Source organism: Pantoea sp. SM3 (assembly GCF_000963995.1).
Taxonomy (GTDB): domain Bacteria; phylum Pseudomonadota; class Gammaproteobacteria; order Enterobacterales; family Enterobacteriaceae; genus Pantoea; species Pantoea rwandensis_B.
On sequence record NZ_JZRD01000002.1, the window covers coordinates 152,054 to 165,700 of the forward strand.

Here is a 13,647-nt window from a genome sequence, read left to right on the forward strand (position 1 = left end):
TGACTCTTTAGTCGGCCATCATGTTGTAGTTGAGGTTCCACATGATCCACAGTGATCCGACGACAACAATCAAAATAATGAGTGCTGAGAAGACAATCGCCACCATGTTCCAGCCGCCCTCTGACTTGCTGTCCAGGTGCAGGAAGTAGACCAGGTGTACTAACACCTGAACCACCGCACACACCAGAACCACACCCAGAATCGTGCCGTGTGATGCGCCGCCATCCATTACCATCCAGAACGGAATACCGGTCAGGATGATAGAAAGGATGAAGCCGATCATGTAAGACTTCACGCTACCGTGAGAAGCGCCATGTTCGTTAACTGAATGACTCATTACATGGCTCCCATCAGATAGACAACGGTGAATACGCAGATCCAAACCACATCCAGGAAGTGCCAGAACAAGCTCAGGCACATGATACGGGTGCGGTTAGTTGCAGTCAGACCACGTTTAGAAATCTGGAACATCATCACTGCCATCCAGATCAGGCCTGAGGTCACGTGCAGACCGTGGGTACCGACCAGCGTAAAGAACGCGGACAGGAAACCACTGCGGTCAGGACCGAAGCCTTCCAGGATCAGGTGATGGAATTCATAGATTTCCATGCCGATGAATCCAGCACCAAACAGGAAGGTCAGAGCCAACCAGCTGATGACTGAACCCTTGTTCTGGTTGTTCATCGCAATCACTGCCATTCCATAAGTAATGGAGCTGAGCAGCAGCAGCGCGGTTTCAACCAGCACAAACGGCAGTTCAAAGATGTCTTTACCTGCCGGACCACCGGCAGTGTTATTGACCATAACTGCATAGGTCGCAAACAGGGTTGCGAAGATAATGCAGTCACTCATCAGGTAGATCCAGAAGCCAAAGACTTTATTGGCTCCTGCATCGTGATGCCCATGCTCCGCATGGGCGTCGTGGTGGTGTTTTGCAGTTTCAGTTGACATTATTTCAGACCTGCTTTGCTGATTTCGTCAAAGTGCTTCTTCTCGATCTGCTCGACTTCAGCAACCGGAACGTAGTAATCCACGTCTTCGTCGAAGCTCTTCACAATCCAGGTCACAATTGTGGCCAGGAAGGTAAGGCCAGCCAGCCACCAGATGTGCCAGATCATCGCGAAACCAAACACGGTCATGAAGGCTGCGATAATCAGGGCTGCGCCGCTGTTTTTCGGCATATGAATTTCTTCATATTTTTCTGGTTGCTTATAGGCTTCGCCTTTCTCTTTCATTTCCCAGAACGCATCGCGCTCGTGGATTTCAGGGATAACAGCAAAGTTATAGAACGGAGGCGGTGAAGAGGTTGCCCACTCCAGCGTACGACCACCCCACGGGTCACCGGTCAGATCGCGGTTCTGGTCGCGGTCACGCACAGAAACGTAGAACTGAGTCAGCTGGCACAGGATACCGCATGCAATCAGTGCCGCACCGCCTGCTGCAACAACCAGCAGTGAGTGGAACTGAGGATCGATGTCCTGGCTGATACGACGGGTCATACCCATGAAGCCCAGTGCGTACAGCGGCATAAAGGCGACGAAGAAACCAATGATCCAGAACCAGAATGCACGGATACCCCATTTTTCGTTCAGGGTGAAGCCGAATGCTTTCGGGAACCAGTAGGTCACGCCAGCCATACAACCGAACACCACACCACCGATAATCACGTTATGGAAGTGAGCAATCAGGAACAAGCTGTTGTGCAGAATGAAGTCCGCACCTGGAACGGCCAGCAGAACACCGGTCATACCACCAATAGAGAAGGTGACCAGGAAGCCAATCGTCCACAGCATCGCTGAGTGGAACTCAACGCGACCCTGATACATGGTGAACAGCCAGTTGAAGATTTTCACGCCGGTCGGAATCGCGATGATCATCGTCATAATACCGAAGAAGGCGTTAACGTTGGCACCGGCACCCATGGTGAAGAAGTGGTGCAGCCAAACGATGAACGACAGAACGGTAATCGCGATGGTCGCCCACACCAGAGAGGTGTAACCGAACAGACGCTTTTTGGAGAAGGTCGCAGTGACTTCCGCGAACACACCGAATACCGGCAGAACGAGGATGTATACTTCCGGGTGACCCCAGACCCAAATCAGGTTGACGTACATCATCATGTTACCGCCCATTTCATTGGTGAAGAAATGGAAGCCGAGGTAACGGTCAAGCGTCAACAGTGCCAGCGTCACGGTCAGAACCGGGAACGCAGCGATGATCAGGACGTTAGTACACAGTGATGCCCAGGTGAAGACAGGCATTTTGAACAGGTCCATGCCCGGTGCACGCATCTTCAGAATGGTCACGAAGAAGTTGATACCGGTCAGAGTCGTACCGATACCGGATAACTGGAGACTCCAGATCCAATAATCGACCCCGACGCCAGGACTGTATTCCGCGCCCGAAAGCGGTGGATAAGCCAACCAGCCAGTCTGTGCGAACTCGCCCACACCCAGAGAGATGTTCACCAGGATCACACCGATCGCAGTAAACCAGAAGCTCAGGTTGTTCAGGAACGGGAAGGCAACGTCACGTGCACCGATTTGCAGCGGTACCGCGATGTTCATCAGACCTACCACGAAAGGCATCGCCACGAAGAAGATCATGATCACGCCGTGCGCGGTGAAGATCTGGTCGTAGTGGTGCGGTGGTAATATGCCGGCTTCGCCTGCGGAAGCCATCACTTGTTGGGTACGCATCATTACCGCATCGGCAAAGCCGCGCAGCAGCATGACGAAAGCCATGATGATGTACATGATACCCAGTTTTTTGTGGTCAATGGAGGTGAACCATTCTGACCACAGGTATTGCCACTTACCAAAATAAGTAATCGCGGCAACCAGTGCCAGACCACCTAAGATGATTGCGGCTACCGTAACCACGATAATGGGTTCGTGGTATGGCACTGCATCCAGTGTTAATTTTCCGAACATCGTATTATTCCTCGGCTCCCGCAGCAGCGGCGTGATTCATGTCCATGCCTTTGTGCTCTGGCATGTCCATCTTCCCGTGGCTCATCATGAACTTATCAATAACCTGCTTGAACAGTTCTGGATTCGCAGTTGAGAAATATTCCACCGGGTGATTTTCGCTTGGCGCAGCCAGTTTCTCGAAATCATCCATGGTGGTCAGCGCGTTAGGTGCTGCTTTAACTTTAGCCACCCACTGCTGGAATTCCGCATCGTCTTTGGTTGCAATGGCTTTGAACTTCATGCCAGAGAAACCGCGACCACTGAAGTTCGCAGAGATACCGTCGAATGTTCCTGGCTCATTGGCGATCAGGTGCAGTTTAGTCTGCATGCCCGCCATGGCGTAGATCTGGCTACCGAGCGTAGGAATAAAGAAGGAGTTCATTACGGAGTTGGAGGTGATCTTGAAGTTCACCGGAGTATTTGCCGGGAAGGCAATCTGGTTCACGGTTGCAATACCCTGTTCAGGGTAGATAAACAGCCATTTCCAGTCCAGCGCAACCACATCGATCTCAACCGGCTTCACGTCAGAAACCAGCGGTTTGCTCGGTTCCAGTGCGTGGGTCGATTTCCAGGTCAGCACGCCGAGGAAGATAATGATCAGGATTGGAATCGTCCAGACCACGGCTTCCACTTTGTTAGAGTGTGACCAGTTAGGGCTATAAGTCGCATTAGTATTGGTTGCCCGATATTTCCAGGCAAAGAATACTGCCATGAAGACTGCCGGGATAACCACGATCATCATCAAGCCAAAAGCTGTCAGAATCAGCGAACGTTGCTCCAGTGCAATCTGTCCTTTGGGATTTAACAACGCACTATCACAGCCACTGAGTAATACAGCGCCTGCAATTAATGACAAAATCCCCAAACTTTTATTGTATTTCCTGAGTCTCATTTAACGACCTCAATGACAAAGGGCTCTATTGTCGTTTAAGTGTGCGCGCATTTTACGGGAAGGTTTATGCAGTGTAAACCAGCTTAAGGATGTGTCAGAAGGCTGTTGACACCTTTTGCTAAGGGTGTCACAGATGTTGCGCAGGGTGACAAATTATTAATTGCGACAAGCAGTTGGCGTCAATATAACAAAAAACAATGATAGAAACCGCAGAAAAATCAGGGAAAGCATAAACCGTACTATTAATGCCCATTTATTTAACAATTGTGTAGCATTTGGGTGATGAGTTTTCTACAAAGTAATTGCGCACCGGATTTAAATATAATCCAGGGTTGTTAATTTAATGTTTCTTTTTCGCGATGAAAAAAATGCTATTCGTTAAAATGAGTTCATTGTTATTTTTTTAGCCAAATATTTAGCGACTGGCAAATTATCATTACTTAACTCAGATTTTTCTCCGGCCTTTTTCTTAACGCCAGACAATCCAGAATCACACCCAGCGCCACGGCCACCAGCGCCAGTGCCATACCCATCTCAAAAAGCGGTGTCAGCAGCGCGTTGACATGCCAGATGCCAGCGGCATTCAGAGCTAGCATCACCAACCAGAGTGCCAGCAGGCCACTACCGAAGCTGAACAGACGCACTGTCCAGCGATAGCCTTGCGGCCAGCGGGTTCGCATCACGAACTCCCCGCTCTGCTGAATGCCTTGCAGGGTGCTGCGGCTAATCCACAGCAGCATTAAGCCAGGCACGCCTGCAAACACGGTGAAAGCATAGAAGGTCGGCCAGCCCCACAGCTCGACCAGCCATCCCGCTGCGGGTCCGACGTAAACACGCCCGACGGCGGAAAGGGCAGAGAGCAGCGCGAACTGCGTTGCGGAAAACGACTTATTGCACAATGTCATCAGCAGCGCCACAAACGCGGCGGTGCCCATCCCTCCGCAAAGATTCTCAATGAACACCGCGCTGGCCATGCTCCATAAATTAGGCGGCGTCACGGCCAATAGCCAATAAGCGAAGTTGGAAACCGCCTGAAGAATGCCGAAAATCATCAGGGCACGGAACAGACTCAGGCGTTGCATCAGCACACCGCCGTACAGCGCACCAATGATGGTTGCCAGCAATCCCAGCGTTTTATTCACCAGTCCGACATCGCCGGCGCTGAAACCTACGCCGCGAATCAGGAAGGTGGTGGTGAGCGACGCAGCAAAAGCATCACCCAACTTATAAAGGATGATTAAGGTGATCAGCAGCCAGGCATTGTTACGCAGGAAGAAGTCTTTGAGCGGGAACGAAACGGCCTGACGCAGGGTGTGCGGCTCACGCGCGGGTGCCGCGGGCTCTTTGGCCAGCAATGTCGCAATCAAACCTGGCAACATCAGCAGCGCCATTAACCAGTAGGTTGCCTGCCATCCCAGATATCGGTCGGCAAGCCATAGCGCCAACCCGCCTGAAATCAGCATCGCCAGGCGATATCCCAACACCGTAATCGCGGCACCGCTGCCCCGTTCTTCTGGCGGTAGCACATCGGTTTTCCAGGCATCAAACACGATATCCTGCGATGCAGAACAGAAGGCAACCAGCACGGCCAGGGCAGCCAGCAGCGTCAGATCGCGCGAAGGCTGCATAAAGCCCATGGCGATAATGCCGGCGATCAGTGCGAGTTGAGTAACCAGTAACCAGCCACGGCGACGGCCAAGAAACGGCGGGGTATAGCGATCCATCATCGGCGACCACAGGAACTTAAACACGTAAGCCTGGCCGACAAGGGAGAAGAAACCGATGGTTTTCAGATCGACATTCTCTACGGTCATCCACGCCTGTAAGGTCCCGGCTGTCAGAGCTAAAGGCAGTCCGGAAGCAAAACCGAGCAGCAGCAATACGGCTGCATTACGTTGGGTGAAAATGCGCAGATAGTGAGAAGTCATAACCAACCTGAAATGATGCCCGGCCAAAGGTGACCGGGCAGAATAGCTGAGGAATTAGCGGGCGTTCTGTTTAATAAATTCGTGAACGCTGGTGTCCTGCGCCATATCAGCAATCACGTCGCTCAGGGTAGAGTTGACCGCGTTGGTGATCTTCGCGTTAGTGGCGGTAAATGCGCCTTCTACGCTGTAAGTCTGACGATAATTTTTAACCTGTTTGTTACCGTTTTTCGCGGTCGCAATGATGGAAATATCAGCTTTGGTGGTAATGCTGTAACGCACGTTACCTTGTGTCACATCAGCGTAAAGACCATTGACGACAATCTGCAGGTCAACCGCACCGTTTGGTCCGATCATGTAACCGCGTGCTGTCATCTGCTTCTCCAGCACTTCCTGTAACAGGAAACGCAGATCGCGCGATGGCGTTAAGGTGACTAACTGACCGTCACGATTCACTTTTGCCAGAGCCTGATCGGAACGCTGATCGGCACCGTTAACGCTGATGGTGGCACCCATCAGACCAGGATCTTGCTGTGGCAGCTGGATCTTAGGCTGAATGTTCAGGGTGGTGTTATTGCTGGCACAGCCGGCCAAAATAAATGCAGCCAGCAGAGGGAATAACAGTTTTTTCAACATACTCATTCTCGTTAGCATATGGGTTGGTTTGCAAAACTGCGGCCATCATAGCATTGCGCGACGGCGAAAAAAGCCCCGTGCCAGTGGAAATTGATTGTAAAGGCTTTTTTCGGACAGGCGGTCATGCAACAGCATTGACCTGACGAATGAGCCCGCTAAGATGCGCAGCAGATCAGGAATTATTTCCGGCGCGCCTGCGGGTTGGCCAAAAAACCTACTAATATTTAAACAGATGGGCACAGCGCTCGCCGTTGAGGAGTGTTAACAATGATTCGCGAACAAATAGAAGAAAAGCTGCGTAAGGCGTTCGAACCTGCACATCTCGAAGTGCATGATGAAAGCTATCGTCATAACGTGCCCGCTGGTTCTGAAAGTCACTTTAAAGTGGTGATTGTCAGCGATGTGTTTACCGGCCAGCGATTCCTGCAGCGTCATCGCGCCATTTATGGCGAACTGACCGAAGAGTTAGCAGGGAGCGTGCACGCACTGGCTCTACACACTTACACGCAAAAAGAGTGGGATGGCTTGCAAGATACCGTGCTGGCGTCACCTAACTGTCGGGGAGCGGGCACCCTCGCCTGAGTTCACACTTCATCCTCTCTCAAAACGGCCTGCGGGCCGTTTTCTTTTCATCTATTACCCTTAAACGCGATCCATGGCGCAAAAAAGCAGCAAAACCGCTAAAAAGTGGTGAGTTTGCAGCCTCGACTCATTCCAGCGATGCCGCTATAATGCGGCGTCTATTTTTCCGGAATGTCTTCGGGACGCTTCTGGTGACAGGGATTAGGTTCTGCCTGCAGAGGCCGTCCCGATTGTTGGATACGGCGCATTTAATGTGTGGTGTCTGAAGTTGACCGAGCACGTGATTTTTTGAGGTAACAAGATGACAGTTTCAGTAGAAACCACTCAGGGTCTGGGCCGTCGCATTTCGATTACTGTTGCAGCTGACAGCATCGAAAGCGCAGTGAAGAAAGAACTGGTGGAAGTGGCTAAGAAAGTCCGTATCGACGGTTTCCGTAAAGGCAAAGTGCCGGCAAACATCATTTCTCAGCGCTACGGTGCTTCTGTTCGCCAGGACGTGCTGGGCGAGCTGATGACGCGCAACTTCGTTGACGCCATCATCAAAGAGAAAATCAACCCAGCTGGCGCACCAAACTACGTGCCAGGTGAGTACAAAGAAGGTGAAGATTTCACCTACGCGGTTGAGTTCGAAGTGTATCCAGAAGTTGAGCTGAAAGGCCTGGATGCTATCGAAGTCGAGAAGCCAGTGGTTGAAGTCACCGATGCTGACGTTGATACCATGCTGGAAACCCTGCAGAAGCAGCAGGCGACCTGGAAAGAAAGCGATTCTGCAGCGACTGCTGAAGATCGCGCAACCATCGACTTCTCCGGTTCAGTAGACGGCGAAGAGTTCGAAGGCGGCAAAGCGTCTGACTTCGTACTGGCGATGGGCCAGGGTCGTATGATCCCAGGCTTCGAAGAAGGTGTTGTTGGCCACAAAGCGGGCGAAACCTTCACTATCGACGTGAAATTCCCAGACGATTACCACGCTGAAACCCTGAAAGGGAAAGATGCGAAGTTCGAAATCGTGCTGAAGAAAGTGGAAACGCGCGAGCTGCCAGAGCTGACTGAAGAGTTCATCAAACGCTTTGGCGTTGAAGATGGTTCAGTTGCCGGTCTGCGTGCAGAAGTGCGCAAGAACATGGATCGTGAGCTGAAAGGCGCTATCCGTAACCGCGTGAAATCTCAGGCGATTGATGGTCTGGTTGAAGCCAACGACATCGACGTGCCAGTGGCACTGATCGACAGCGAAATCGACGTGCTGCGTCGCCAGGCTGCACAGCGTTTTGGTGGCAACGAGAAGCAAGCTTTCGAGCTGCCACGTGAGCTGTTCGAAGAGCAGGCTAAACGTCGCGTTGTTGTTGGTCTGCTGCTGGGCGAAGTGATTCGCATCAACGAGCTGAAAGCTGACGAAGACCGCGTTAAAGCGCTGATCGAAGAGATGGCTTCTGCGTACGAAGATCCGCAGGAAGTGATCGAGTTCTACAGCAAGAACAACGAGCTGATGAACAATATGCGCAACGTTGCTCTTGAAGAGCAGGCTGTTGAAGCGGTACTGGCAAAAGCCAAAGTGACCGATAAAGCAACCAACTTCCAGGAACTGATGAACCAGACCTCAGCGGCCTGATTCGTTAGTTAACCGAAAGTGCGAAGCCCGCGACTGAAAAGTCGCGGGCTTTTTCGTTTTAGGGCATTAACCGCATAGAATTGTCCTCTATTTGCTTAATTAATCGGCAAATTGTTCGCTAAGCTCTTTTTCCGTGTTAGCGAATGGGCAAAAGGTTGTTATGCTTGAAACAACTGGGCAGCATCCCCAGATACAGGGAGAATGCATGAAAACAGTGAGACTGGCTGATTAACCGTCCTGTTATGTCGGAGTGAGAGGGCAGCGCATAGTTTTCCCGACGCGCCTCACGTAATATCGGTACAGAATGTTGCCAATGAAATTTATCAGGAGACGGTAATGTCATACAGTGGCGATCGTGAATTTACTGCACCGCACATGGCGCTGGTGCCAATGGTGGTCGAACAAACCTCGCGCGGCGAGCGTTCATACGACATTTACTCCCGCCTGCTCAAAGAGCGTGTGATCTTCCTGACCGGCCAGGTTGAAGATCATATGGCCAACCTGATCGTGGCGCAGATGCTGTTTCTGGAAGCTGAGAATCCTGAAAAAGACATTTATCTCTACATTAACTCGCCAGGCGGCGTGATTACTGCCGGGATGTCGATTTATGACACCATGAAATTCATCAAGCCGGACGTCAGCACCATTTGTATGGGTCAGGCTTGTTCAATGGGTGCGTTCCTGCTGACTGCAGGTACCAAAGGTAAGCGCTTCTGCCTGCCGAATTCCCGCGTCATGATTCACCAGCCGCTGGGCGGTTACCAGGGCCAGGCGACGGATATTGAAATCCATGCGCGTGAAATTCTGAAAGTGAAGCAGCGTATGAATGAGTTGATGGCTGAACACACTGGCAAATCACTGGAAGAGATCGAACGCGACACCGAGCGCGATCGTTTCCTCTCTGCCAGCGAAGCGGTAGAGTATGGCTTGGTCGATTCTATTCTGACGCATCGCCAATAAGACACATCTGGCTGCCCCTTACGCTATAGTTAACGGGGCAGCACGATGAGTTGCATGAATATCGGCCGTTGATGTGCGGCCAGTGCCGTACACCAAATTGGGTCTGAGAACGAAAAGAGGTTAGCTGATGACAGATAAGCGCAAAGACGGTTCAGGTAAGTTGCTGTACTGCTCTTTCTGCGGCAAAAGCCAGCATGAAGTCCGTAAGCTGATTGCCGGGCCGTCAGTGTATATTTGCGACGAATGTGTTGATTTATGCAACGACATCATTCGCGAAGAGATTAAAGAAGTGGCTCCGCACCGTGAGCGCAGTGCACTGCCGACACCGCATGAAATCCGTCATCATTTAGATGATTACGTCATCGGTCAGGAAAGGGCAAAAAAAGTGCTGGCGGTAGCGGTCTATAACCACTACAAACGTCTGCGCAACGGCGATACCAGTAATGGCATCGAACTGGGCAAAAGTAACATTCTGCTTATCGGTCCAACCGGTAGCGGTAAAACCTTGCTGGCTGAAACCCTGGCGCGTTTGCTGGATGTTCCGTTCACCATGGCGGATGCCACCACCCTGACCGAAGCCGGTTATGTGGGTGAGGATGTGGAAAACATCATCCAGAAACTGCTGCAGAAGTGTGATTACGATGTGCAGAAAGCACAGCGCGGTATCGTCTATATCGATGAAATCGACAAGATTTCTCGTAAGTCAGACAACCCGTCAATCACGCGTGACGTTTCTGGTGAAGGCGTACAGCAGGCGTTGCTGAAGCTGATCGAAGGTACCGTTGCCGCGGTTCCGCCGCAGGGTGGGCGTAAGCATCCACAGCAGGAGTTCCTGCAGGTTGATACGTCTAAGATCCTGTTCATTTGTGGTGGTGCTTTTGCTGGCCTCGACAAAGTGATTTCCCAGCGCGTGGAAACCGGATCCGGTATCGGCTTCGGCGCGACGGTGAAAGGTAAATCGCAGAAAGCCAGCGAAGGCGAGTTACTGTCCCAGGTTGAGCCAGAAGATCTGATCAAATTTGGTCTGATTCCAGAATTCATTGGTCGTCTGCCGGTGGTGGCGACGCTGAGTGAATTGAGTGAAGAAGCCCTGATTCAGATCCTGCGCGAACCGAAGAATGCGTTGACCAAACAGTACCAGGCTCTGTTTAACCTTGAAGGTGTGGAGCTGGAGTTCCGTGATGAAGCGCTGACGGCGATCGCTAAGAAAGCGATGTCACGCAAAACCGGTGCGCGTGGTCTGCGTTCTATCGTAGAAGGTGCGCTGCTGGAAACCATGTACGATCTGCCATCGATGGATGACGTGGAAAAAGTGGTGATTGATGAGTCAGTGATTGACGGTCAATCCGAGCCGATGTTGATTTATGGTAAGCACGAAGCTCAGGCTTCTGGCGAATAAATAAACAATCGAACCATGTTGTTATCTTAAAAAAGGGGAAAATGTTTCCCCTTTTGTTTTTCTCTCTCCCCTGACATTGAATGTCGACCAAGCATCCCCATATACTCAATATCCTGTGGGTTGAACTGCAAACTTCTTTTACGCGGTACCCATCACCTGGCGGACATTAAACTAAGAGAGAGCTCTATGAATCCTGAGCGTTCTGAACGCATTGAAATCCCCGTGTTGCCTTTGCGCGACGTGGTGGTTTATCCGCACATGGTAATTCCGTTGTTTGTTGGTCGGGAAAAATCGATTCGTTGCCTCGAAGCGGCAATGGATCATGACAAGAAGATCATGCTGGTTGCCCAGAAAGAGGCTTCAACGGATGAACCTGGTATTAACGATCTCTTCTCTGTAGGGACCGTCGCTTCCGTATTGCAGATGCTCAAGCTGCCCGATGGCACGGTGAAAGTGCTGGTTGAAGGCTTGCAGCGTGCGCACATCACCACACTGGCTGATAATGGCGACCATTTTGTTGCCCAGGCCGAATACCTGATCTCGCCAGAAATTGAAGAGCGCGAGCAGGAAGTGCTGGTGCGTACGGCGATTAATCAGTTTGAAGGCTACATCAAACTGAATAAAAAAATTCCTCCTGAGGTTTTGACCTCACTGAACAGCATCGACGATGCGGCGCGTCTCGCCGACACCGTAGCAGCGCATATGCCGCTGAAGCTGGCTGATAAGCAGTCAGTGCTGGAAATGTCCGACATCAACGAACGTCTTGAATATCTGATGGCGATGATGGAATCCGAAATCGATCTGCTGCAGGTTGAGAAGCGCATTCGCAATCGCGTGAAAAAGCAGATGGAGAAAAGCCAGCGTGAGTACTATCTGAATGAGCAAATGAAAGCCATTCAGAAAGAGCTGGGTGAAATGGATGATGCGCCGGACGAATACGAAGCGCTGAAACGTAAAATTGAAGCGGCAAAAATGCCGACTGAAGCGCGCGAAAAAGCCGAAGCAGAACTGCAGAAGCTGAAAATGATGTCGCCGATGTCTGCAGAAGCCACCGTGGTGCGCGGTTACATCGACTGGATGGTTCAGGTGCCATGGGTTGCGCGCAGCAAGGTGAAAAAAGACCTGCTGAAGGCGCAGGAAACGCTGGATACCGATCATTACGGTCTGGAACGCGTGAAAGACCGCATTCTTGAGTACCTTGCGGTGCAAAGTCGTGTCAGCAAAATTAAAGGCCCCATTCTGTGCCTCGTCGGACCGCCAGGCGTGGGTAAAACCTCGCTGGGCCAGTCAATTGCCAAAGCCACCGGCCGTAAATATGTTCGTATGGCACTGGGCGGCGTGCGCGATGAAGCGGAAATCCGCGGACATCGTCGCACTTACATCGGTTCTATGCCGGGCAAACTGATCCAGAAAATGGCGAAAGTCGGCGTGAAGAACCCGCTGTTCCTGTTGGATGAGATCGATAAGATGTCGTCCGATATGCGCGGCGATCCCGCTTCGGCATTGCTGGAAGTGCTGGATCCAGAGCAGAACATTGCGTTCAACGATCACTATCTGGAAGTGGATTACGATCTCTCTGACGTGATGTTCGTGGCGACCTCTAACTCCATGAACATCCCGGCACCGCTGCTGGATCGTATGGAAGTGATTCGTCTCTCGGGTTATACCGAAGATGAAAAACTGAATATCGCCAAACAGCACTTACTGCCGAAACAGATTGAGCGTAATGCACTGAAAGAAAAAGAGATCAGTGTTGACGATAGCGCCATCATCGGCATTATCCGTTACTACACCCGTGAAGCGGGCGTGCGCAGTCTGGAACGTGAACTCTCCAAGCTGTGCCGTAAAGCAGTGAAAACGCTGCTGATGGACAAAAGTAAGAAGAGCATCAAGATTAATGGTGAAAACCTTCACGATTTCCTGGGCGTGCAGCGCTTTGATTATGGTCGAGCGGACACTGAAAACCGCGTAGGTCAGGTCACCGGTCTGGCATGGACGGAAGTGGGAGGCGATCTGCTGACCATTGAAACTGCCTGCGTACCGGGTAAAGGCAAGCTGACTTATACCGGCTCACTGGGTGAAGTGATGCAGGAGTCTATCCAGGCGGCGCTGACAGTGGTTCGCGCGCGTGCGGAGAAACTCGGCATCAACGGGGATTTCCACGAGAAACGTGATATCCACGTGCACGTTCCGGAAGGGGCAACGCCGAAAGATGGTCCAAGTGCCGGTATAGCCATGTGTACGGCGCTGGTTTCTTGTCTGACCGGTAACCCGGTGCGCTCTGATGTGGCGATGACAGGTGAGATCACTCTGCGCGGTCAGGTGCTGCCGATTGGTGGTCTGAAAGAGAAGCTGCTGGCAGCGCATCGTGGTGGCATCAAAACCGTGCTGATCCCGGATGAAAACAAGCGCGATCTGGAAGAGATTCCACAGAACGTGATTGCCGATCTGACCATCCATCCTGTGAAGCGTATTGAAGAAGTGCTGAACCTGGCACTGGAAAATGCGCCTTACGGCATGCAGGTTGCGACGGCAAAATAGTGATTAACGGCAAAAACCGTTAAAAAGCGAAGCTGGCAGGCCAAATGGTGCTTGCCAGCTTTTTTTTGTGCCGCTAATTTAGGGGGCTGTTGAATCAACGATTAAGATGAATACCGTTGTTTCAGCTCCACAGG

At 51.5% G+C, this 13,647-nt stretch carries 11 protein-coding genes; 5 read left to right on the forward strand and 6 right to left on the reverse strand.

Annotated features, from left to right (window positions below; genetic code table 11):
• Window positions 1-7: 7 nt before the first annotated feature.
• The 6 genes from VI01_RS01735 to VI01_RS01760 all read right to left on the reverse strand — a co-directional run bounded on the left by VI01_RS01735 (window position 8) and on the right by VI01_RS01760 (window position 6,425).
• The gene (locus VI01_RS01735) at window positions 8-337 is read right to left on the reverse strand and encodes a cytochrome o ubiquinol oxidase subunit IV (RefSeq protein WP_034828092.1); all 330 of its coding nucleotides are present in this window, start codon (window positions 335-337) and stop codon (window positions 8-10) included.
• A complete protein-coding gene (locus tag VI01_RS01740; RefSeq protein ID WP_038648564.1) occupies window positions 337-951 on the reverse strand; it encodes a cytochrome o ubiquinol oxidase subunit III in 615 nt (204 codons plus the stop codon). Before VI01_RS01740 ends, VI01_RS01735 begins: the two co-directional genes overlap by 1 nt.
• Complete coding sequence (gene cyoB / locus VI01_RS01745) at window positions 951-2,933, reverse strand: cytochrome o ubiquinol oxidase subunit I (protein ID WP_034828096.1); 1,983 nt, start codon at window positions 2,931-2,933, stop codon at window positions 951-953. The genes VI01_RS01740 and cyoB overlap by 1 nt, the downstream gene beginning before the upstream one ends.
• 4 nt (window positions 2,934-2,937) lie before the next feature.
• On the reverse strand, window positions 2,938-3,864 hold the full coding sequence (cyoA, locus tag VI01_RS01750) for a cytochrome o ubiquinol oxidase subunit II (RefSeq protein WP_034828097.1): 927 nt from the start codon (window positions 3,862-3,864) through the stop codon (window positions 2,938-2,940).
• Window positions 3,865-4,304: 440 nt separating this feature from the next.
• Complete coding sequence (ampG, locus tag VI01_RS01755) at window positions 4,305-5,792, reverse strand: muropeptide MFS transporter AmpG (RefSeq protein ID WP_045813784.1); 1,488 nt, start codon at window positions 5,790-5,792, stop codon at window positions 4,305-4,307.
• A 54-nt stretch (window positions 5,793-5,846) separates the two neighbouring features.
• A complete protein-coding gene (locus VI01_RS01760; RefSeq protein WP_034828101.1) occupies window positions 5,847-6,425 on the reverse strand; it encodes a lipoprotein in 579 nt (192 codons plus the stop codon).
• 267 nt (window positions 6,426-6,692) lie between these two features.
• Here VI01_RS01760 and bolA point away from each other — a divergent pair, with 267 nt between their 5' ends.
• The 5 genes from bolA (at window position 6,693) to lon (ending at window position 13,513) form a co-directional block, all read left to right on the forward strand.
• Complete coding sequence (gene bolA, locus VI01_RS01765; RefSeq protein ID WP_034828103.1) at window positions 6,693-7,007, forward strand: transcriptional regulator BolA; 315 nt, start codon at window positions 6,693-6,695, stop codon at window positions 7,005-7,007.
• A gap of 301 nt (window positions 7,008-7,308) precedes the next feature.
• Window positions 7,309-8,613, forward strand: a complete 1,305-nt coding sequence (gene tig, locus VI01_RS01770) for a trigger factor (RefSeq protein WP_045813785.1) — start codon at window positions 7,309-7,311, stop codon at window positions 8,611-8,613.
• 336 nt (window positions 8,614-8,949) lie between these two features.
• Complete coding sequence (clpP, locus tag VI01_RS01775; protein WP_008103933.1) at window positions 8,950-9,573, forward strand: ATP-dependent Clp endopeptidase proteolytic subunit ClpP; 624 nt, start codon at window positions 8,950-8,952, stop codon at window positions 9,571-9,573.
• Between the two features lie 127 nt (window positions 9,574-9,700).
• Entirely contained in the window at window positions 9,701-10,972 is a 1,272-nt protein-coding gene (gene clpX, locus VI01_RS01780; protein WP_034828109.1) for an ATP-dependent protease ATP-binding subunit ClpX, read from the forward strand.
• A 186-nt stretch (window positions 10,973-11,158) separates the two neighbouring features.
• On the forward strand, window positions 11,159-13,513 hold the full coding sequence (lon, locus tag VI01_RS01785; RefSeq protein WP_034828111.1) for an endopeptidase La: 2,355 nt from the start codon (window positions 11,159-11,161) through the stop codon (window positions 13,511-13,513).
• Window positions 13,514-13,647 lie beyond the last annotated feature (134 nt).